This window comes from Pseudomonas sp. MWU13-2862 (assembly GCF_023242495.1).
Lineage (GTDB): Bacteria > Pseudomonadota > Gammaproteobacteria > Pseudomonadales > Pseudomonadaceae > Aquipseudomonas > Aquipseudomonas gingeri_D.
The window spans coordinates 453445-474531 of the sequence record NZ_JALMEZ010000001.1; the positions used below are offsets into that span (position 1 = coordinate 453445).

At 62.4% G+C, this 21087-nt stretch carries 17 protein-coding genes; 14 read left to right on the forward strand and 3 right to left on the reverse strand.

Annotated elements, in window-relative coordinates:
* Positions 1-40: 40 nt before the first annotated feature.
* The gene (locus M5C56_RS02135; protein WP_103496720.1) at positions 41-1969 is read left to right on the forward strand and encodes a transglycosylase SLT domain-containing protein; all 1929 of its coding nucleotides are present in this window, start codon (positions 41-43) and stop codon (positions 1967-1969) included.
* Positions 1970-2027: 58 nt separating this feature from the next.
* Here the strand turns inward: M5C56_RS02135 and M5C56_RS02140 are convergent, their stop codons facing one another.
* Entirely contained in the window at positions 2028-2834 is an 807-nt protein-coding gene (locus M5C56_RS02140; RefSeq protein WP_103496719.1) for an MOSC domain-containing protein, read from the reverse strand.
* A 192-nt stretch (positions 2835-3026) separates the two neighbouring features.
* A complete protein-coding gene (locus tag M5C56_RS02145) occupies positions 3027-3956 on the reverse strand; it encodes a chemotaxis protein CheV (protein WP_103496718.1) in 930 nt (309 codons plus the stop codon).
* Between the two features lie 565 nt (positions 3957-4521).
* On the opposite strand from M5C56_RS02145, the gene M5C56_RS02150 reads away from it, so the two are divergent.
* From M5C56_RS02150 to M5C56_RS02160, 3 genes are all read left to right on the forward strand, one after another.
* Positions 4522-4986, forward strand: coding sequence for a hypothetical protein (locus M5C56_RS02150; protein WP_103496717.1), 465 nt, complete (start codon positions 4522-4524; stop codon positions 4984-4986).
* A 469-nt stretch (positions 4987-5455) separates the two neighbouring features.
* On the forward strand, positions 5456-6346 hold the full coding sequence (locus M5C56_RS02155; RefSeq protein ID WP_103496716.1) for a sensor histidine kinase: 891 nt from the start codon (positions 5456-5458) through the stop codon (positions 6344-6346).
* On the forward strand, positions 6343-7005 hold the full coding sequence (locus M5C56_RS02160; protein WP_103496715.1) for a response regulator transcription factor: 663 nt from the start codon (positions 6343-6345) through the stop codon (positions 7003-7005). Before M5C56_RS02155 ends, M5C56_RS02160 begins: the two co-directional genes overlap by 4 nt.
* Here the strand turns inward: M5C56_RS02160 and yegS are convergent.
* Positions 6989-7888, reverse strand: coding sequence for a lipid kinase YegS (gene yegS / locus M5C56_RS02165; protein ID WP_103496714.1), 900 nt, complete (start codon positions 7886-7888; stop codon positions 6989-6991). The genes M5C56_RS02160 and yegS overlap by 17 nt on opposite strands.
* Positions 7889-8288: 400 nt before the next feature.
* Between yegS and M5C56_RS02170 the strand changes: the two genes are divergently transcribed.
* The 10 genes from M5C56_RS02170 (at position 8289) to M5C56_RS02215 (ending at position 21080) form a co-directional block, all read left to right on the forward strand.
* Positions 8289-9725 carry an undecaprenyl-phosphate glucose phosphotransferase gene (locus tag M5C56_RS02170; RefSeq protein ID WP_103496713.1) on the forward strand — a complete coding sequence of 479 codons (1437 nt, stop codon included), beginning with the start codon at positions 8289-8291 and terminating at the stop codon, positions 9723-9725.
* Positions 9726-11183 carry a mannose-1-phosphate guanylyltransferase/mannose-6-phosphate isomerase gene (locus M5C56_RS02175; protein WP_103496712.1) on the forward strand — a complete coding sequence of 486 codons (1458 nt, stop codon included), beginning with the start codon at positions 9726-9728 and terminating at the stop codon, positions 11181-11183.
* An 85-nt stretch (positions 11184-11268) separates the two neighbouring features.
* Complete coding sequence (locus M5C56_RS02180) at positions 11269-12051, forward strand: polysaccharide biosynthesis/export family protein (RefSeq protein WP_103496711.1); 783 nt, start codon at positions 11269-11271, stop codon at positions 12049-12051.
* Positions 12052-12069: 18 nt separating this feature from the next.
* Complete coding sequence (locus tag M5C56_RS02185) at positions 12070-14064, forward strand: GumC family protein (protein WP_103496710.1); 1995 nt, start codon at positions 12070-12072, stop codon at positions 14062-14064.
* Positions 14064-15254 (forward strand): glycosyltransferase, encoded by a 1191-nt coding sequence (locus M5C56_RS02190; protein WP_103496709.1) that lies wholly within the window; start codon positions 14064-14066, stop codon positions 15252-15254. Before M5C56_RS02185 ends, M5C56_RS02190 begins: the two co-directional genes overlap by 1 nt.
* 31 nt (positions 15255-15285) lie before the next feature.
* On the forward strand, positions 15286-16569 hold the full coding sequence (locus M5C56_RS02195; protein WP_247263019.1) for a beta-galactosidase: 1284 nt from the start codon (positions 15286-15288) through the stop codon (positions 16567-16569).
* The gene (locus M5C56_RS02200) at positions 16566-17783 is read left to right on the forward strand and encodes a glycosyltransferase family 4 protein (protein ID WP_103496707.1); all 1218 of its coding nucleotides are present in this window, start codon (positions 16566-16568) and stop codon (positions 17781-17783) included. The genes M5C56_RS02195 and M5C56_RS02200 overlap by 4 nt, the downstream gene beginning before the upstream one ends.
* On the forward strand, positions 17774-18874 hold the full coding sequence (locus tag M5C56_RS02205; RefSeq protein ID WP_103496706.1) for a glycosyltransferase family 1 protein: 1101 nt from the start codon (positions 17774-17776) through the stop codon (positions 18872-18874). Before M5C56_RS02200 ends, M5C56_RS02205 begins: the two co-directional genes overlap by 10 nt.
* Complete coding sequence (locus tag M5C56_RS02210; RefSeq protein ID WP_103496705.1) at positions 18874-20262, forward strand: O-antigen ligase family protein; 1389 nt, start codon at positions 18874-18876, stop codon at positions 20260-20262. The genes M5C56_RS02205 and M5C56_RS02210 overlap by 1 nt, the downstream gene beginning before the upstream one ends.
* Positions 20259-21080 (forward strand): acyltransferase, encoded by an 822-nt coding sequence (locus tag M5C56_RS02215; RefSeq protein WP_103496704.1) that lies wholly within the window; start codon positions 20259-20261, stop codon positions 21078-21080. The genes M5C56_RS02210 and M5C56_RS02215 overlap by 4 nt, the downstream gene beginning before the upstream one ends.
* The last annotated feature ends 7 nt before the right edge of the window (positions 21081-21087 follow it).

Here is a 21087-nt window from a genome sequence, read left to right on the forward strand (position 1 = left end):
TTTTCCACGGCTTGTCAGGTTTTATTTTCTCGGAACTCCCATGCGCAGCCGTCTGTTCAATTTTTTATCGTGTCTGCTTCTTTCTACCTGCGCTGTCCAAGCCGCCCAGGCGCTAGAGCTCTCCCAGCAACGCCAGTTTTACGATGAAGCCAAGCGCGCCCTCGCCAACGGCGACTCGGGCCCTTATTTCCGCTACCAGGACGCCCTCCAGAACTATCCGCTGGAGCCCTACCTGGCCTACGACGAGTTGACCGCGCGTCTGAAAACCGCGAGCAATGCCGAGATCGAGCAATTCCTCGCCGCCCATGGCGACCTGCCCCAGGCCAACTGGATGAAGCTGCGCTGGTTGCGCTGGCTGGCCGAACGCGGCGACTGGCAGCCCTTCGTCAAGTACTACGACCCCAAACTGAATTTCACCGAACTGGACTGCCTCTACGGCCAGTATCAGCTCAGCCATAACCTGCGCGCCGAGGGCTATGCCACGGCGGAAAAGCTCTGGATGACCGGCAAGACCCAACCGAGTGCCTGCGACGCCCTGTTCAGCAGTTGGGCCGCCGATGGCCAATTGACCGAACAGAAACGCTGGCAGCGCCTGAAACTGGCAGCCGATGCACGCAACTATGGCCTGGCCAGCAGCCTGGCCAGCGGACTGACCACCCTTGCGCCCCAGGGACGCCTGCTGATCGACGTGGCGCAGAAGCCGGAACTGCTGAGCCAATCCTCGCGCTTCCTTCCGGCGGATGAGGCCATGTCCGATGTCGTCGGCCTCGGCCTGCGTCGCCTGGCTCGCCAGGACCCGGACAAGGCCATGCCCCTGCTCGACAGCTATGCCGCGAGCATGCACTTCTCCCGTGACGAAAAGGTTGCGATCGCCCGCGAAATCGGCCTGACCCTGGCCCGCCGCTACGACAGCCGCGCACTGGAGATCATGACCCAGTACGACCCGGAGTTGCGCGACAACACCGTGACCGAATGGCGCCTGCGCCTGCTGCTGCGCCTGGGCCGCTGGGAAGATGCCTACCAACTGACACGCCGACTGCCACAGGACCTGGCGACCACCAATCGCTGGCGCTACTGGCAAGCCCGCAGCCTGGAGCTGGCGGAACCGGAAAATCCGCAAGCCCTGGTACTGCTGAAGAACGTCGCCCGCGAGCGCGACTTCTATGGTTTCCTGGCCGCGGACCGCTCGCAGACGCCTTACCAGCTGACCAACCGTCCCCTGGTGCTCAGCGCACAGGTGATGAACAAGGTCCGCAATACCCCGGGCATACTCCGCGCGCTGGAACTGCATGACCGCGGCCAGGTGGTCGACGGGCGCCGCGAGTGGTACCACGTCAGCCGTCTGTTCAGCCGTGATGAAATGGTCGCCCAGGCCAAGCTGGCCTATGACCTGAAATGGTATTTCCCGGCCATCCGTACCATCAGCCAGGCGCAATACTGGGATGACCTGGATATCCGCTTCCCCATGGCCCATCGCGACACCCTGGTGCGTGAAGCCAAGATTCGCGGGCTGCACTCGAGCTGGGTGTTTGCCATTACCCGCCAGGAAAGCGCCTTTATGGATGATGCCCGCTCAGGCGTGGGGGCCAGCGGCTTGATGCAACTGATGCCGGGGACCGCCAAGGAAACCGCGCGCAAGTTCAGCATTCCACTGGCCTCGCCGCAGCAGGTACTGGACCCGGACAAAAACGTCCAACTGGGGGCGGCCTACCTGAGCCAGGTGCACGGCCAGTTCAACGGTAACCGCGTGCTCGCGACCGCCGCCTACAACGCCGGCCCCGGCCGCGTCAGGCAGTGGCTCAAGGGCGCCAACCACCTGGGCTTCGACGTGTGGGTGGAAAGCATTCCATTCGACGAAACCCGCCAATACGTGCAGAACGTGTTGTCATACTCGGTGATCTACGGTCAGAAGCTCAACGCACCACAGCCGTTGGTGGATTGGAACGAGCGCTATTTCGACGACCAATAATCTGGTTTTGTAGGAGCCGGCTTGTCGGCTCCTACAGTGACCGCGCCTGTAAACCCTGCTATTCGAGCACCGTCACCGGCATCCCGACTTCCAGAACACCCTGGCCGTCATTGACCAGGTTCTGCCCGAACATCACATCGCCACCCTGCTCGCGGTAAGTCTTGAGGGTCGTCAAGGGCTCGCGGTCGGCACTGCGCTCGCCGGTCTGCGGATCGAGGGTGGTCAGGATGCAGCGGGAACAGGGTTTCACCACCCGAAACTCGACATCGCCGATGCGAATTCGCTTCCAGCCGTCTTCGGCAAAGGCATCGCTGCCCTCGATCACCAGGTTTGGCCGGAAGCGCAGCATTTCCAGCTCACGCCCGACCTTCTGCGACAGGTCATCCAGAGAAGCCTGGCCGATCAGCAGCAAAGGGAAACCATCGGCAAACGCCACCCGATCCTCTTCCCTGCCGTAGCCGGCCTCGGTGAGGCGGGCGCGCTCCAACGGCACATGCACCAGGCGGGTCGGCTTGCCGATAAACCCGCTCAGCCAGGCCGCCGCCTCATCGCCGGCATCCGGCACACGCAAGGTGTCGCTCCAGATGGTCACGCCACGCAAAGTGTCGTCCTTGCCGGGCAAGGCCACGTCCAGCGCCGAATGGCCGGGAGCACTCAGGGTCAGGCCGCAGGCAGAGTTCCACAGCGCCGACAACTGACTCATCTTTCCCACCGCGCGCTGGGTCAGAAAGCGCCCACTGGCCTCGTCCACCAGCATCCAGCGCCGGTCCCCGGCCAGGCCCAGCTCGTCCACCGGACTCTGGCGCAAGGCCTCGCCCCGGGCTGATTTCAACGGATATCGATACAGCGCGCTCAGACGCAACATGACCAGCTCCCGGAGAGACAAAACAGCGATTCTACAGGAGGACGGGCACGACGGCATTTTTGCGCTGGAACGCGATTTTGTGGGAGCTGGCTTGCCGGCGATGATGCCCGCAAGATCAATGCAAGGCTTACCGACCTCATCGCCGGCAAGCCGGCTCCTACAGGTTCAGCGGTGTTTGCAAGTCCGCGGGGATCAGGCGTTATCCAGCATCAACCGCTGACGTACCACATCCACCAACTTGTCCGGCTGGAACTTGGAGAGGAAGTTGTCGCAACCGACCTTCTTCACCATGGCATCGTTGAAGCTGCCGGACAACGAGGTATGCAGGACCACATACAGCCCGCGCAGGCGAGGGTCGTTACGAATTTCGGTGGTCAGGCGGTAACCGTCCATTTCCGGCATTTCCGCGTCGGTGAAAACCATCAGCAGCTTGTCGGTCATCACCGCACCGCCATCCGCCCAACCCTTGAGCATGTTCAGGGCCTTCAAGCCGTCGCTGGCGATGTGCATTTTCACCCCCAGTTGCCCGAGGGTATCGCGCAACTGGGACAGGGCCACGTTCGAGTCGTCGACCAACAGCACTTCGCGGCCACGGGCCTGCTCCATGATCGGGTCGTCGAGCTTTTCACGGGACACCTTGGCGTTGTACGGCACGATCTCGGCCAGGACCTTTTCCACGTCGATGATTTCCACCAACTGGTCGTCCACCTTGCTGATGGCGGTCAGGTAATGCTGGCGACCGGCGCTGGTCGGCGGAGGCAGAATGGCTTCCCAGTTCATGTTGACGATGCGGTCCACGCCACCGACCAGGAACGCCTGCACCGAACGGTTGTACTCGGTGACGATGATAGTACTGTCGGGCCCCGGCACCAGCGGACGCATGCCGATCGCCTGGGACAGGTCGATCACCGGCAGTGTCTGGCCGCGCAGGTTGACCACGCCGCAGACAAACGGGTGACGCTGGGGCATCAAGGTCAACTTGGGCAGTTGCAGCACTTCCTGGACCTTGAACACGTTGATCGCAAACAGCTGGCGCCCCGCCAGACGGAACATGAGAATTTCCAGCCGGTTCTCACCCACCAGTTGCGTACGTTGATCTACTGTGTCGAGAATGCCGGCCATTAATGACTCCTGGGCTTGCTGCTGAAAGTGACATTGAATAGGTTATCGGCGGAGAATATCGGAGCTTGACCCTCCGGCCAAATACCGGTCAAAAGCATTGATGTCACATTAACATCATGCTTTACTCAGTTCACCCCCTCCTTGTTGCCATGCGCGACCGCAAATGACAGTCAGAGTTCCTCATACTAGGGGAATCCCCTAGCGACAATCAGGCCCAACCTGATATTCGCGATATCCAATAGCCATTAATGTGACGCCATTCTCATTGCATGAATGGAGTCAGGCTTTTGCTTTCGATTGCAGGACCTCGGCCAGACAGCCCGGTGAACACCTTCACCCATCGTGCTCAAGCCCTCTGGACCGCCGCTTCCGGTGAATTTCTGCGGACCTGCCCGCGGCGCTTTCGGGTGCCCGCCAACTTGCACCTGAGAACGAAATGCAATAGCTGTAATTCGAAACAATCAGAAACAGACTACAGACACACGCGCCCTGTCGGCATTAACTTTAAAACCGTTCGCCCCGTGCGACCTTCTATCGCCTGCCTATGCATTCAAGGAGATAAAGCATGCTGAACGGTAAAGAACGGCAAGCCAGCCTGCCGGAGTTCCTGGTCGAGGCCCAAGCCCTGCAAACGAAAATGCAGGAGTGCTGCCAGCACCTGGAGCTGATCCGCAACGACAAGGACGCCATCGATTGCCTTCTCGTCTCGCTGCACACCCTGGCCATCTGCGCGCAAGGCCTGGGCGTACGCTCCATGGCCCGGTTCTCGCGCCAGATCCACGCCCTCCTGAGCCAGCCCCAGGACCCGCTCAACCTGCATGAAGACGCCTTGCTGGCCCTGCGCAATTGCTTGACGCTGTTGGCCTGGCAAGTCGAATTGATCGACCCGCGTACCGGTCAACTGGGCCTGGACGACGACGAAGAGTCCGAACTGATTACCGCGCTCGCCATCCAGACCGGCCAATATGGCTCCGCTATCACCGAGCCCAGGACCTTCACCCTGATCACCTTCCCCGAACGATCCGTTTGAACCGTTCGCCCTCCTCACGCCTTCGACCCGCCCTCTTCATACCTAAAAACGACAATAACAACTCCCCTCGAACTTTCAGGTTTCAGGTGATGGTTTTTTAATGCAAAAAGAATAACTAGCGTCTACGCGATAAAGCCCCCCGGAACAGCCATCAGGCTTCAGTTGGAGTAAGCTTGCCCAAGGGTATTTTGTGGAACAAACGTACGATAAAAGTTGACCACTCGGACATATACCGGCCGAGAGCGACTGCTCCCGAATCGCGTGCTACCATGCCGTTTATTCGCATATGTACTTGTACAGCTTAGTAATTTTGTAAATAGATATCAAAATGACATCATTGCGCAAAGTTTCTCACCCTGACACTGTTTCACCTCGAACGCACACATTAAACCGTACCCGTTTTTCAAACTTGGCCTGTCGGTTGTCCTGACGGTCTACCCGTAGCGAACATTCATCGGCTCCATACGCTATGTACGCCAGCCTCAAGTCATTCAAGCCTTGGCTCCCGTCTCGAAAAAATGCCCGCCGGCTGACAGTCGTGCTATGCGTCAGTTCGGCCATCGCCAGCCTGCTCATCTACTGCACATGTACAGGCTTCCCGACGGGATTGTTGATCCTCAACCTGGCCGCCCTGGCCAGCGTCTGGCTCCAGCACCGCGACGCCGGCACCTCCATCCAGTTCCAGCCGCAGGAACTGGCTGATCGCCTGCTCCAGGTGCAAGAGAACGAGCGGCATCGCCTCAGCCGCGAACTGCATGATGACATCGGCCAGTTGCTCACCGCGGCCAAGCTCCAGACCCAGTGGTTGCAACGGCGCTTGCCCGACGACCTGCAAAGTCACTGCGAGACCCTGGGCAACACCCTCGACGAAACCCTGGCCAAGGTTCGCGACGTTTCAGCCATTCTCAATCCCCGCCAGTTGACCAGCCTTGGCCTGGAGGCCAGTCTGCGCGCGCATTTGCTCAAGACCCTGGAAAACACCAGCGTGCTCTGGAGCCTGGAGTGTCACCAGCGACTGACCGGCATACCCGAGGAGATGGCGGTGACCGCCTTCCGCGTGACCCAGGAAGCCGTCACCAACATGCTGCGCCATGCCCAGGCGCGTAACCTGCTGGTGCGTATCCAGCGCTTGCCCGAAGGCTTGTCCCTGCACATCGCCGACGACGGCCAGGGCTTTTCGCCGGCGCGCAATCCCGGCGAGGCGGGCCAGCGCGGCATGGCCGGCATGGCTGAACGCATTGAACAGGCAGGCGGAACATTGACAGTCACCAGCGGACCCGGCAAAGGTACGCAGATCGAAGCACTGCTGCCCTGGGCGCCACGCGCCCTGGAACGCGCCAGCAAGAATAAGGCTCCATGACCTGCACCCTACTCCTGGTGGATGACCACTCACTGATCCGGGCCGGTGTCCGCGCCCTGGTACTGGATATCCCGGGTTACGCCGTGATCGGCGAAGCCAGCGACGGCGCGCAGTTGCTCGATGCCGTGGAACGGCTGAACCCGGACATCATCCTGCTCGACCTGTCCATGCGCGAAACCGGTGGCCTGGATGCCCTGCGCAAGCTCAAGGCGGTGCGCCCGCAGAGCAAGGTGCTGATCCTGTCGATGCACACCGACCCGCAATTGATCATGCAGGCCCTGGAAATCGGTGCCCACGGCTACCTGCTCAAGGACACCACCGCCACCGAACTGGCCCAGGCCCTGGATGCCCTGCGCAGCAACGAGCGCTACCTGAGCCCGGCCATCGCCCATACGGTGATCAACCAGGCCCTGACCCAGGTCCAGCGCAACCTGCCGGCCGAACGGAGCGCCAACCACAATCTGACCGGGCGTCAGCTGGAGATCCTGCGGCTGATCGTGCGCGGCAAGTCGACCCGGGAAATCGCCAATGGCCTGGGCCTGAGCATCAAGACCGTGGAAACCCACCGTTCGCAGATCATGAAACGGCTACAGATCTTCGACGTCGCCGGCCTGGTGCTGTTCGCCGTGCGTGAGCAGATCATCAGCCTCGACGACTGAGCAGCGGTGAATCCTCCGGCAGGTGCACCCGCAGGGCCGCCGGACGGACCTCGAAACGCAGGCTGTCGCTGAGCAAGGGCTCACCGTCGAGATTGAGGTACAACCCCTCGGACACCTTGATTTCGACCCAGGGCAGGCGAGCCCGGACAAACAGGTTGTCCAGCCCCCAGCCACCGGCCATCAACTCGCGCAAGGTCGTGATCATCTCCTGGGGGGCCGGCAGGATGCTGATATCGAGCATGCCGTCGTCGACCAGCGCCTCGGGGCACAGCGGGTGCCCACCTCCCGCCTGGCGACCGTTGCCGATGCCCAATGCCAGCAGATCGCCCTTCCAGTGGAAATCCGGCCCCTGCAGCTCGCCATAGGCGACATGCAACTCACTGAAACGGCTGAGGCCGGTAAACAGGTAGGCAGCGCCTCCCAGCAGTTTTTTCAGATCTTCCGAAGTATTGGCGGTGACCAGGCTGCCAAAGCCGCCGGTGGCCATGTTGAGGAATATCTGCTCGCCGACGCCGCCAAGGTCGATCGCCCGCGCCGGGACCTCAAGCAACGCCAGGGCCTGGGCCGGCTCCAGCGGCACACCGGCCGAACGGGCAAAGTCATTGGCGGTCCCCAGCGGCAGCAACACCAGGCTGGCGTCCACTTCGGCATTGGCCAGGGCCTCGGCGACATCGCGCAGAGTGCCGTCGCCGCCGCCGGCAATCAACTGCCGATAGCCCAGCGCCAGCGCTTCGCCGACCAGGCGCCGGGCATCGCCGGCCTCCCAGGTCAAGCGCACCGCCAGGTCCCAGCCCTCGGCCCGCTTGCCCTCGACAGCGGCCCGCACAGCCTCGTTGAGGGCTTGTTTGCCATGCAGAATCAACAATGCCTTGCGCTCGTTCATGAGCCTTGTCTTCCTTCAAAGTGACCGTGAAAGATGTTGACCGCGGCCGAAGCAAAAAGACTCTCGACCCATTGAATTTATCTGCTATTTATGTAGTCCTAATACGAAAGAATTAGTCGGATTTTTTTTACAATAAGCCGTCATTTGGATAGCAGTCTGCTGTTTCATGCGCTTTACTCAACCCCATAACACCCATAGCAGGAAGCAAACACGAAGCGTCAGGTCGATGAAAATCGCAAGACGACAGTAGGAACACTCACGTGGATTGACGCTGTTCAATCTGCAAAATGATCAACCTTCAGGGATGGGGTCAGCGCAACAAAGCCTTGGTTTTTCTACTGAAACAACTGCCACGACATTTCGTAATTACCATTCACGATGGTAAGACGGGAGGGGGTTTATGCGCCTGCAGCCGGTTGACAGCCTATTCCTGACTCGACCCAGCATGGTCGAGTACTTCCTGTTCGGCATCCGCATGGTCCATGGCCTGACCGCGATGCTGCCGGGCCTGATGCTGCTGGTATACCTGGGCGAGCAAGATCCGACCGCCATCAAGAGCTACCTCACCCTGCTGCTGTTCTTCGGTTTCATCAGCGTGCTGATCTTCCAGGCGCTGGGCGTGTATGCCGAGACCATCTTCAGCAACCTGCTGCGTTTTCAACTCACACTCTTCGCCTGGTCATCGGCGTTCTGCCTGCTGCTGTTCATGCACCATGGTTTGTCACTGTTCAACTTCCTGACCAACACCGAACTGTTTATCTGGTTTATTTCAAGCCTGATACTGTTCGGTGTCGAACGCCTGGTTCTGCTGACCCTGTTCCAGCAACTGATGCAACGGGGTTTTTTCCTGCAGCACGCGGTTATCCTCGGCGCCACTGAAAACGGCCAGCGCCTGGCCGAATACCTGGCCCAGCACCAGGACATCCGCTCCGGGGTCATCGGTTTTATCGACGACCGCATCGGCCGCCTGCCCAAGACCCTGGTCAACCAGCCGCTGCTGGGCAACTCCAATGACCTGGAACGCCTGATCCGCGAAGAAAAGGTCACCCAGGTCCTGGTCGCCCTGCCCTGGTCGGCGGAAAACCGCATGGACTACATCATCCGCGAACTACGCCGCCTGCCGGTCAATGTGCTGCTGGTGCCGGACATGGTTGCCTTCCGGCATGCCCACAACCGCATCACCGAAGTCGCCAACCTGCCGATGTTCAACGCCTCCGAGGTTCCCCTGCGCGGCTGGTCGCCGATGTTCAAGCGCCTGGAGGACATGGTCCTGTCGAGCCTCGCACTGATCCTCTTGTCGCCGATCATGCTGCTGACGGCCCTGGCGATCAAAATCGACTCGCCGGGCCCGGTGCTGTTTCGCCAGAAGCGCTACGGCTACAACAACCGCCTGATCGAAGTCTTCAAGTTCCGCTCGATGCACCAGCACCAGAGCGATGCCAACGCCGAAACCCAAACCACCCGCGGCGATCCGCGGATCACCCGGGTCGGACGTTTTATCCGCAAAACCAGCCTCGACGAGTTGCCACAGCTGTTCAATGTTTTCATCGGCAGCATGTCGATGGTCGGCCCGCGCCCCCACGCCACGGCCACCAAGGCGGCGGGCATCCTGTTCGAGGAAGCGGTCAAGGAATACACCTCGCGCCACCGGGTCAAGCCAGGTATCACCGGACTCGCCCAGATCAACGGCTACCGTGGCGAAACCGACACCCTGGAAAAAATCGAAAAACGTGTCGAGTTCGATCTGGAGTACATCGAAAACTGGTCGATCTGGTTCGACCTCTACATCCTGTTCCGCACTGTCCCGGCAGTGCTCATGACCCGCGAGGCCTTCTGAATGGGCGTACTCATTCCCTGCATCATCGCCGGTGGCGCCGGCACCCGTTTGTGGCCGGTCTCCCGCGAGGCCATGCCGAAACCCTTCATGCGCCTGCCCGACGGCGAAAGCCTGTTGCAGAAGACCTTCCGCCGGGCCGCCGAACTGCCCGGTGTCCAGCGGGTACTGACGGTGACCAACCGCGAGGTGTTCTTCCGTACCCTGGATGACTACCGCCAGTTGAACAAGGCCGACGCGGCGCTGGACTTCATCCTCGAACCCTTTGGTCGCAACACCGCCCCGGCCATCGCCGCGGCGGCCTTGTATGTGGCCAGGCTCTACGGCGACGACGCGCAACTGCTGGTTCTGCCGGCCGATCACCTGATCAAGGACCTGGACGCCTTCGCCAAGGCGGTCGACAGCGCTCGACTCCTGGCCGAGCAAGGCTGGCTGGTGACCTTCGGCCTGGTACCGACCCACCCCGAGACCGGCTTCGGCTATATCGAGAAAGGCCAGGCCCTGGGCGATGAGGCGTTCCAGGTCGCCCGCTTTGTCGAGAAGCCCGATGCGAAGACCGCGCAGCAGTACCTCAATGGCGGCCGGTACCTGTGGAACGCCGGCATGTTCTGCATGCGGGCCGACGCCGTGCTGCGCGAACTGCGCGAACACGCCCCGGACGTCCTCGAGGCCATGACCGAGTGCCTGGCCCTCAGCCACAGCCGCGAAGGCAGCCAGGAACTTCAACTGGAACTGGACGGCAAGAGCCTGGCCCGGGCGCCGGACATCTCCATCGACTACGCCCTGATGGAACGCTCGCGCAAAGTCGTGGTGGTGCCCTGCCAACTCGGCTGGAGCGACATCGGTTCGTGGCAGGCGGTGCGTGAACTGACACCGGCCGATGCCCAGGGCAACCAGTGCAACGGCGAGACCGTGCTGCATGACGTCAGCAACTGCTACATCGATTCGCCCAAGCGCCTGGTGGGCGGCGTCGGGCTCAAGGACCTGATCATCATCGACACGCCGGACGCCTTGCTGATCGCCGACGGCAAACGCAGCCAGGACGTCAGGCTGATCGCCCAGGAACTCAAGCGCCAGGGCCACGACGCCTATCGCCTGCACCGCACCGTAACCCGTCCATGGGGCACCTACACCGTGCTCGAGGAAGGCAAGCGCTTCAAGATCAAGCGCATCGTGGTCAAGCCCAATGCGTCGCTGTCGCTGCAGATGCACCACCATCGCAGCGAACACTGGATCGTGGTCAGCGGCATGGCGCGGGTCACCAACGGCGACAACGAGTTCATGCTCGATACCAATGAGTCGACCTTTATCAAGCCGGGCAAACAGCACCGGCTGGTCAACCCGGGGGTGATCGACCTGGTGATGATCGAAGTACAGAGCGGCGAATACCTCGGCGAAGACGACATCGTGCGTTTCACCGATATTTATGGACGGGTTCCCGTCGAAACCAGCAAGACCTGAGGCACCTGAAACAGTAGGAGCACCCACATGCGCGGACCCGGGTCCGTCAAGGGGGGGTAACCATGCATAAAGGGAAGACTGACCAATGAACAAACTCCTGCTGATCCTCAGTGTTTTATTAATCAGCGCGTGCAGCATACCGGCCAAGGTGGCATTACCGGATAACGACGTCCTGCGCGAAGGTCACCGGGCCGGCGACGCCCTGGCCGGCAAGCCGCTGCCGGACCAGCGCATCCGCGCCGGCGACACCTTGCGTATCGTGCGCAATACCGGTGAAGCGCCGTCCATTTCCGCCTTCACCGCCAACTCGATCTACGAACTGACGCTGTTCATCGTGATGAATGACGGCAGCTTTTCCTACCCCTATGTCGGCAACGTCAAGGCCGCCGGCCTGACCCCCCAACAGCTGACCCTGATCCTCGAAGACAAGCTGAAGAATATCTACCAGGATTCGGCCCTGACGGTGAATATCTCCCAGGCCCCGAGCAACACCGTGTTCGTCGGTGGCTCGGTGCGCACCCCGGCCAGCCTGCCGGTGACCACCGTCACCACCCTGGAACAGGCCCTGATCGGTGCCGGCGGTCTGTTGCCGGTGGGCGACAGCCGCAATATCGCCTTGCTGCGCCAGGACGACGACGGTCGCTACAAGACCTACTTCTTCGACTATCGCGACACCATGCTCGCCGGCGCCAGCAACCGCGCACCGGTGCTGCTGCAACGCGGCGACGTGGTGTTCGTGCCCAAGTCCCATGTGGGCAACGGCATCGAGTGGGTCGACCTGTATCTGAACCAATTGATTCCCTTCCAGAAATCCATTGGCATCGGCGCGAACTACAACCTGAACAACTCCACCAGCACTGGCAACTGATCGTTAAGGACAACAGACATGATCAATATCCGCTCCTTCCGAGACTTGTTGCGCCTATTCTTCATCTTCAAGCGCGAAGTGAAAACCACTGTGCTGGTGACTTTCGTCGTCATCCTGCTGGGAGCCTTCCTGTTGCCCAACCGCTACGAGTCCACGGCCCTGCTGCTGGTCAAGCCGGGCCGGGACACCAGCACCTTGCCGATCGAGATCTCCGACCGCCAGGCAACTATTATCCCCAGCGCCCAGCGCGACCCGATCATCGATGAGGAACGCATCCTCACCGGGCGCCCGATCGCCCGGCTGGTAGCCGAGCAATACCTCGACGAGCTGTCCAGGGTACCGCCCCAGGAAGGCTTTATCGCCACCCTCAAGACCCTGGTCAAGAGCACGGTGCAGGGCCTGCTGGATGTCGGTCGCGGCCTGCTGCAACTGCTCGGTCTGGTGGAGAAGCAGACACCGGTCGAACGCCTCGCCGACCAGTTGACGAAGTACTTCAGCGTGACCCACGCCGTGGGCTCCTCGGTGATGGAAATCAGCTTCACCTGGAACGACCCGCAGGTCGCCCAGACCATCGTCAAGAGCTGGATCGAGCAGTATGAACAGGAACGCACCCGCACCCTGGGGCGTAAAAGCCTGTACGCCTTCTATGAAGGCGAAAGTACCGCGACCACCAAACGCATCCTCGACTACAAGAAACAGATCGAGGCCCATCTCAACGAGCTGGGAGCGGTGAGCATCGGCGAGCGCCTGAACGATATCTCGCGCAACCTCAACAACCTGCGCGGCGAGCACCTGAACACCACCCGTGCGGTGGCCTCGACCAAGAGCGGGCTGGACCGGATCAAAGCCCAGCTCGACAGCATGAAGAAAGAAATCAGCATCGGTCGGCAGATGAGCATCAACCCGGACCGCCAGGACCTGCAACAGCGGATCAACGCCAAGCAGATCGAACGCCAGGAAATGCTCCGCACCTTCAAGGAAGGCGCACCGCCGGTGAAGGCCATGGACAAGGCGATTGCCAACCTGGAAGACCTGCTCAAGTCGCAGAACGCGGTAGTCCAGCGCACCGATAACCTGGCGCCGAACCCGGTCTACACCCGCCTGCAGAACAGCTTCGCCGACCAGGAGGCCAGCCTCAGTCGCTTGCAGACCCAGGCCGCCCAGCAGGAAACCCAGCTCAACCAGTTGGAACAGGACCGCCGTCAGGCCCTGGCCCTGGAGCCGGAAATGGCCCGCCTGCAACGTGAACTCGATGCCGCGGAAAAGAGCTTCGCCCTGTACAGCACCAGTACCGAGAAAGCGCGGATCGACCGTGAACTGGACAAGAGCCAGATCAGCAACATCGCGGTGATCGAACAGGCCACCCTCAACGAAAGCCGGGTCTTCCCGAAAAGCCTGACCATGCTCTTGCTGGCCATTCCGCTGAGCCTGGGGGTCGGCCTGCTGGCCCTGTATTTCTTCTATCTGCTGGACCAGCGCATCCACGACGGCGACAAGATCGAGTCACGCTTCGGGGTCAAGATCTGGACCAGCCTGCAAGACATCAGCAACGGCAGCATCCAGCGTCGCACCGCGTTCACTGCCAGCATGTACCGGCTCTATGGGGTCCTGCCGCTGGAACAGGTCGCCGAACACGGACTGGCCATCGGCCTGACCTCGGCCCGGCGTGGCGAAGGGGTCAGCTTCGTCATCGAGCACCTGGCCAACCTGCTGCAGGAACGCGGCCATCGGGTCCGCGTCGACGGCCAAGGCCCGGCGCATCCGGGGGAAATCCTGCTGCTCAATGCCGGCGCGTTCTTCTCCAACCAGGAAGCCTTCGTGACCCTGCGCCAGGCCGACCTGATCGCGCTGATCATCGAAGCGGAAAGCACCACCGTACCGATCCTGGAAAATGCCCTGTCGACACTCAATACCGCGTTCAAGCGCGTCGACGGCATCATCCTCAATCGCCGGCGTTTCGAGATCCCCGAGCGTGTACTCAATACCCTGGCCCGCATCCGGAGCCATGCCTGATGCATATCGCCCTGATAGCGCCCCTGCCACCGGAACAGAATGGCATCGCCGACTACGCCGGGCATCTGAAAGCGGCGCTGGAAAACCTCGGGGTGCGTGTCAGCACGCCCCTGGCGGGAGTGGGCAACGACCCGCAACGGGCCAGGGAGCTTGTAGCGCAGGCATCGTGGCAGGGCATCGATCTGGTCCACGCCGAAATCGGGGGCGGGCGCCTGGCCGAGTTCCACGCTTTGAAGGCCCTGCGCGCACGCTTCCCGGCGCTGCCGCTGACCGCGACCTTGCATGACCCGGAACGCCTGGTCTGGCGCCGCGAGCGCTTGCCCTGGCCGCTGTCGCTGGCCGCACGGCTGCCTTCGCCGCTACCACAGATGGCCACGGTGCTGGCCGATCCGCTGTGCCTGTACGAGGAGCGGCAACTGGCCCGCAGCCTGACCCGCCTGGTGACACTCACCCATTCGGGCGGCCATTGCCTGCGCCAGCGCATGGGGTTGCGCAACGAACAGATGGCAGTGATTGCCCACGGTAACCTGGCCATCGCGGCAAAGCCCCTGCCCGCGCTGGAGCCGCTGAGACTGCTGTACTTCGGTTTCATCTACCGCGGCAAGGGCATCGAAGACCTGCTCGACGCCCTGGCCATCACCTTCACCCAGCAACCGGCTTTGCGGACCCGCGTGCGCCTGACCCTGGCCGGGGGCAGCGAGCCGGAGATGGCCTTCGGCCCTTCGGGCAGCTATCTCGATCAACTGCGCCAGCACATCCAGAGCCTTGGCCTGCAAGACAACGTCGACTGGCAACTGGACCTGCCGGCCGCCGAGATCCCCGCCGTAATCCAGGCCCACCACGTGATGGTGCTGCCGTACCGCGAGTCGAGCAAACTCAAACTGCTGGGCAGCCTGCGCGGGACCAGCGGCGCGCTGTCCTGGGCCGTGGCCTGCGGACGCGGCGTCATCACCTCGGACGCACGTTCCTTTGCCGAGGAAGTGTCCCAGGGCAACGGCGTGATTTTCCCCCAGGGCAATGTCACGGCCCTGGCGACGGAGCTGAGCCACTTGTGCGCCAAGCCGGAACTGGCGATCAGTTGGGCCGAACAGGCCAGCGCGATCGGCGCACAGCGGATCTGGAGCCACACCGCCGAGCGCTTCCTGCAGTTGTTCCAACAGGCCTGCGGAGGACATCAAGATGTGGCGTAGAGCCTTTTTATGGTTCCCGGCCCTGTTGCTGATGGCGCTCGCCGTCAGCCTGATCCCCTGGAGTCCCCAGGTCGCCGCCCAGACGACGCTCAAGGCGCCCCGCGCGGTGGAGTGGAAAAACTTTCTCGGGGTCAACGCCCAGTTCCAGTATTTCGATCCGGACATCTACCAGAAACAGATGACGCAGCTCGATGCACTGGGCCTGAACTGGGTGCGCCTGACCCTGCACTGGTTCATCATCGAACCCGAACAGGGGGCTTTCCAGTTCAGCGAACTCGATGCTGCCATGGCGGCGATGAAGAGCCATGGCTACAACACCGTCGCCTACCTGGTCGGCTCGCCGCCGTTCGCCAGCAGCGCCCCGGCCGGCACCCCGAGCAGCGACCAGTATCCACCGACGGACTTCAAGCTGTTCGCCTCGCGCATGGTCACCCTGGCCCAGCGTTACCCCCAGGTGAGCACCTGGCAGGTATGGAACGAACCGAACATCATCTGGCGGCCCAAGGAAGATCCCGCGGCCTACTACCAGATGCTGAGCACCACCGCCGATGCCATCCGCACCCAGGTGCCGGGCAAAGCCATCGCCACCGCCGGCGTCGCTTACTTCGGCCAGATGCACAGTACCCCCGGCTTGATGCTCGACGCCCTGTTGGGCCAGGGACTGGCCGGCCAGAACATCATCGCTGCCTATCACCCCTATACCCAATTCCCGGAAGGCGACGACGCCGCGGCCCAGGACTTCCTGCTCAGGGGCAATGCCATGAACAGCGATCTGCACGGCAAGGGCGTCACCCAGGTCTGGGCCACCGAATGGGGCTGGTCGAGCTATGACGGTCCCAAGGAAATGCAGGCACTGATCGGCGTCGACGGACAGGCCGACTACACTCTGCGACGCCTGGCCCTGATGAGCGCCATGGACTACCAACGGATCTTCCTGTTCAACCTCAGCGACCTCGATCAGCGAACCACCCCGCGCGACCAGCATTACGGCCTGCTCGACCTCAACGGCGAGCCGAAGCCGGTGTATAACGCCCTGAAGAACTTCCTCACGGTCACCGGCCCGGCCCTCCAGCCGGCCGACGCCCCGTCGTCGAGCAATGCGCCCGCCGACCTCTACAACATCACCTGGACCCGCAATGACGGCGCCCATGTCTGGATGTTCTGGAGTGCCAGCGGCCAGAGCCTGCAATTGCCCGGTGTGACCCAGGCGACGCTGTTCGACCCGTTGACCGGCACCCAGACAACTCTGAGCGACAGCACAGCCATTACCGTGCCGCTGAAAACCAGCCTGCAGCTATTGGTGTGGACGCCATGAAAATCCTCTGGACCCTGCCCTACCTGCCCTGGCCCACCACCAGTGGCGGCAAGACCCGGCAATTTCACCTGCTGCGCAGCCTCGCCGCGCGCGGGCATCGGATTACCCTGCTGGTGCAATCGAAAACCGACGTCGACGAGGCTACCCGCCATGCCCTGGCGCCGATTGTCGAACGCCTGATCGTGGTCCCGCGACGCTCGTTACGCAGCCTGAAAACCCTGCTCGGCGTGCTGCTCGCGCCCTACCCGATGCTGGCCACGATCAACGGCCTGGCGCCGCAGTTGCAGGCCCGGTTGCGCACCCTGCTGGAAGAAGACTGGGACGTGATCCAGATCGAGCACAGCTACAGTTTCCAGCCCTTCGAACAACCACTGCTCGATGCCGGCAAGCCTTTTATTCTCACCGAGCACAATGTCGAGTCGGCCCTCGGCGCCGCCAGTTATGACCGCCTGCCAGGCTGGATGAAGCCCTTCACGCAATATGACCAGCGACGCTATCGGCGCTGGGAAAGCCGGGTGTTTCGCCAGGCCGCCGAACTGATCGCGGTGACCCGCGACGACGCCACGGTACTGCGCCAGCAGACCGGCAAGCCGGTGGCGGTGGTGGTCAACGGCGTCGACACTGGCCTCTATGCCGGCGTCCAACCCGACCTCCACGCCCGACGCCTGCTGTTTATCGGCAACTACGAATACAGTCCGAACCTGGACGCCGTCGAATGGGCCCTGGAGGAAATTCTCCCGGCCCTGTGGCTGCTCAATCCGGGGGTCCGTTTCGCCATTGCCGGATTCGGCTTGCCGGATGCCTGGCGCGCGCGCTGGACCGATCCGCGAATCGAATGGCAAGGTTTTGTCCCCGACCTGCGCACCCTGCAAAGCAAAGCCTCGGTGTTCTTCGCACCGCTGCGCCAGGGCGGCGGCTCCAAGCTCAAGGTGCTGGAGGCCATGGCCGCCGGCCTGCCGGTGGTCACCACCGGCCAGGGCGTGTCGGGACTGAAGGTCGAAAACGGCCAACACTATCTGGGCAGCGAAGACCCGCAAGCCCTGGCCCGGATGCTCGCCGAACTTCTCGAACACCCGTCGCGCCTGCACCAGATCGCCGAAGCCGGCCGGGCCTACGTCAAGGCCGAACACGATTGGTCCGTGGCCGCCGCACAACTGGAAGCGGTCTATAACCGCCTCCCCCACCTCAAGGAAGCAGAATCCGTATGCGCATAGGTCTGGATTATCGCCCGGCAGCGGGTTACACCCACAGCGGCATCGGCCGTCAGAACCTGGCCCTTGAGCAAGCCCTGCGCGCCCATCCCGAGGTGAGCCTGCAACTGTTCGGGGTAGCTCCGGAGGATCACCCGATCCGTCGCCGCGTCCACTGTCCGAAATGGGGCTCGCCCTTGTTCGGCGTACACCGTCTGCCGATACGCCTGCGCTTCGAGGCCGGCTTCCTGCCCGGCGCGTTGCGCGAAGCCGGGATCGAGGTCTACCTCTGCAACTTCAACATGGGCCTGCCGCCAGGGCGCAAGCCCGCCGGCATGCGTTATGTGCTGCAACTGCATGACCTGTTCCAACTGACCCTGCAAAACAGCCACGGTTCGAAACTCAAGGAACGCGTCTACCGGGCCACCGACCGCCTCTCCATCGGCCATTCGGTAAAGGTCGCCGACCGGATCTGGACCCCATCGCAATACACCGCCGACGAACTGGTCAAGTTGTTTCCCGAAGCCCGCGACAAGGTCCGTGTGTTGCCCAACCTGGTCACCGGTTTCGTCGGTGAGGCCGCCGACATCAGCGACCTGCAAGTGCCTGAACGCTACTGGCTGGCCGTCGGCACCCGTGAGCCGCGCAAGAACATCCCCTGGTTCGTCAGCGCCTGGCACGCCGCCCGCCAGCAATCGCCGCAGGTACCGGAGTTGGTGCTGATCGGCGCCCCCGAGGACCTGCCCGCGTCGCTGCAACACCTGCCGGGCCTGCATTACCTGACCGGCCTCAGCGATGCACAACTGCACGGGGTGTACCAACAGGCCGAGCGTTTGTGGCAACCGTCTTATGCCGAAGGTTTCGGTCTGCCGGTGATCGAAGCCCTCAGCGTCGGCACCCCGGTGGCCGTCGCCAGCGGGTCGGCGCTGGACGAAATCACGCCACCGCACAGCCCGCGCTTCTCGCCCACTGACGGCCCGGCCCTCAGCGCGCTGATGATCGGTCTGGCCGACGCCCCCACCGAGGACCCCGAGGCACTTCGGACCTGGGCCGCGGGTTATGGCACCGCGGCCTACCAGGAGCGCTTCAACCACCTGATCGAGGAGCTGAAATAATGCCCTTGGCGCTGCCCATCGCCCTGTTGTTCGGATTGCTGTTCGGCATCCTCGCCTGGCTGCTGCCGCCGTTCAAGGTGGCGGTCGTGCTGGTCGCCATCGGCGGCGTGGTGACCATCATCCGCCATCCGCTCTGGGGCCTGCTGCTGTTCAGCGTGCTCGCCACCTTCCTGCCCTACTCGACGATCCAGGTCGGCCTGCGTACCACGGTGTCCGAGGCCCTGATCCTGCTGGTCTGGGGCAGCGTGCTGGTACAAAGCCTGTTCAACAACCTGCCGCAAAAAACGCCCCTGCTGCGCACCGAGCGCTGGCTGGTGGCCTTGATGTTGTTCAGTGCCTTTCCGTTTATCGTCGGCCAGTTGACGATCAACGCCGAAGGTAACGGCCTGGTGAACTGGATCCGCTGGCTGCTCAACCTGTCGGTGCTGTTCCTGGTGCCCCGCCTGCTCGATCAGCAAAAGGCTCGCGAGCAGGTGGTCACCGGCCTGCTGCTCGGGACCCTGTTGCTGTTGCTGCTGTCGATCCCGGTGTTCCTCAAGAACGGTAGCGCCACCGGCATGACTCCGATCCTGGCCGCACTCGGCTATGGCAGCATCGAGGTGCTGGGGGACAGCCTGTCGGCACTGTCCAATCGCATGGGCTCGCCCTGGATGCACCCCAACGCCCTGGGTGGCGCCATGACCCTGCTGCTGCCATTGGCGTTCTGCTACGGGCTGGCCCGCCAAGGCTGGAGGCGCACGCTGGGCCTGGCGGTGGCAAGCCTGGGCGTGATCGGCCTGCTGCTCTCGGGCTCACGCGGGGCGCTGGTCAGCCTGCTGATCGTCCTGTTCTGGATGGCCCGCAAACGCGTGCCCTACGCCGGTCAGGTGATCCTCGCCGGCCTGGTGTTCGGCAGCCTGCTGCTGATGTTCTACCCGCCGTTGCAGGACCGCCTGCTGGGGCTCTTTTCCAGCAACGACGCCAGTACCAATGTGCGTTTCGACGAATACTCACACTTCCCCAACGCCATGGCCATGTTCCCCTTCGGCATCGGCTTCAAGGTCGAGCCGCCCGTGCCCGGCACCGGCCTGTGGGGTATCTCCAACCTGTGGCTGAACTTCATCTACAAACTCGGCGTGCCGGGTCTGGTCCTGTTTGCCGCGGTGATCTGGAGTTGGTGGAGCGACACCCGCTCTTCCCTGGCCGCCTTCCAGTTGAACGAAGACAACGCCATCTGGCTCGGCACTACCTGCGGCTTGATGGCGGCGCTGCTCAGCGGCTTCTTCGACCACTATTTCAGCTTTACCAATGTGCTGATCGCCCTGTTCTGGCTGATGCTGGGCCTGAACCTGCACGAAACACGGCGTCTCAAGCTCAAGGCCACCCCTCTGCCAGGAATCCACCCATGAAACACCGCATATTCCACTCGTTGAACCTGAGGCAGGCCCTGCCCGAATACGCCGAGAAGATGGGCGTAGGGCTGGAGGAACTGGAAAGCAGCTACCAGTGGATGCTGGAAAACGACGTGTGTTTCGAACAGCCGCTCAAGGGCAATATGCTGTGTTTCATCAGCTACCTGAACATCGAATCGCGAATCGAGCCGCCCCTGGCCCGGCGGTTCTATGCCTTGCTCGGCCGCGAGGTCAAGGGCGAGCTGATCCCGTTGTACGGGATCAACTGGCCGACCCTGCGCGACCGCATGCTGCGCGGCTGGGAACTGGCCTACAACATACTCATCTGCAAGATTCCCAGCCATACGCTGAGGCTGCTCTGGTTGCGCGCGGGCGGGGCGAAGATCGGCAAGGGCTCGACGGTCTGGCGCAACACCGAGGTGCTGGGGGTGAACAACCTGCGCATCGGCAACGACAGCACCGTCGGCTGGCATTGCCAACTGGATGCCCGTGGCGGCCTGATCATTGGCGACCATGTGACCATCGCCTCCCACGTGCTGATCATTGCCGGCGGCCATGACGTCCAGGCCCCGGAGTTCTGGGCGGTCGGCGGGCCGATCTATATCCGCGACTATGCCTGGATTGCCAGTCGCGCCCTGCTCTCGTTCGGTGCCGATATCGGCGAAGGCGCGGTGGTCGGTGGCCAGTGCGTGGTCTCCAAGCCGGTTCCGGCCTACGCCATCGTCGGCGGGCCGGACGCGGCGATCAAGGGCGAACGTTGCCGCGGCCTGAACTACAAGGTGGGCGGCAAAGGCCTGTTCACTTTGTTCCATTGAGCCGCGG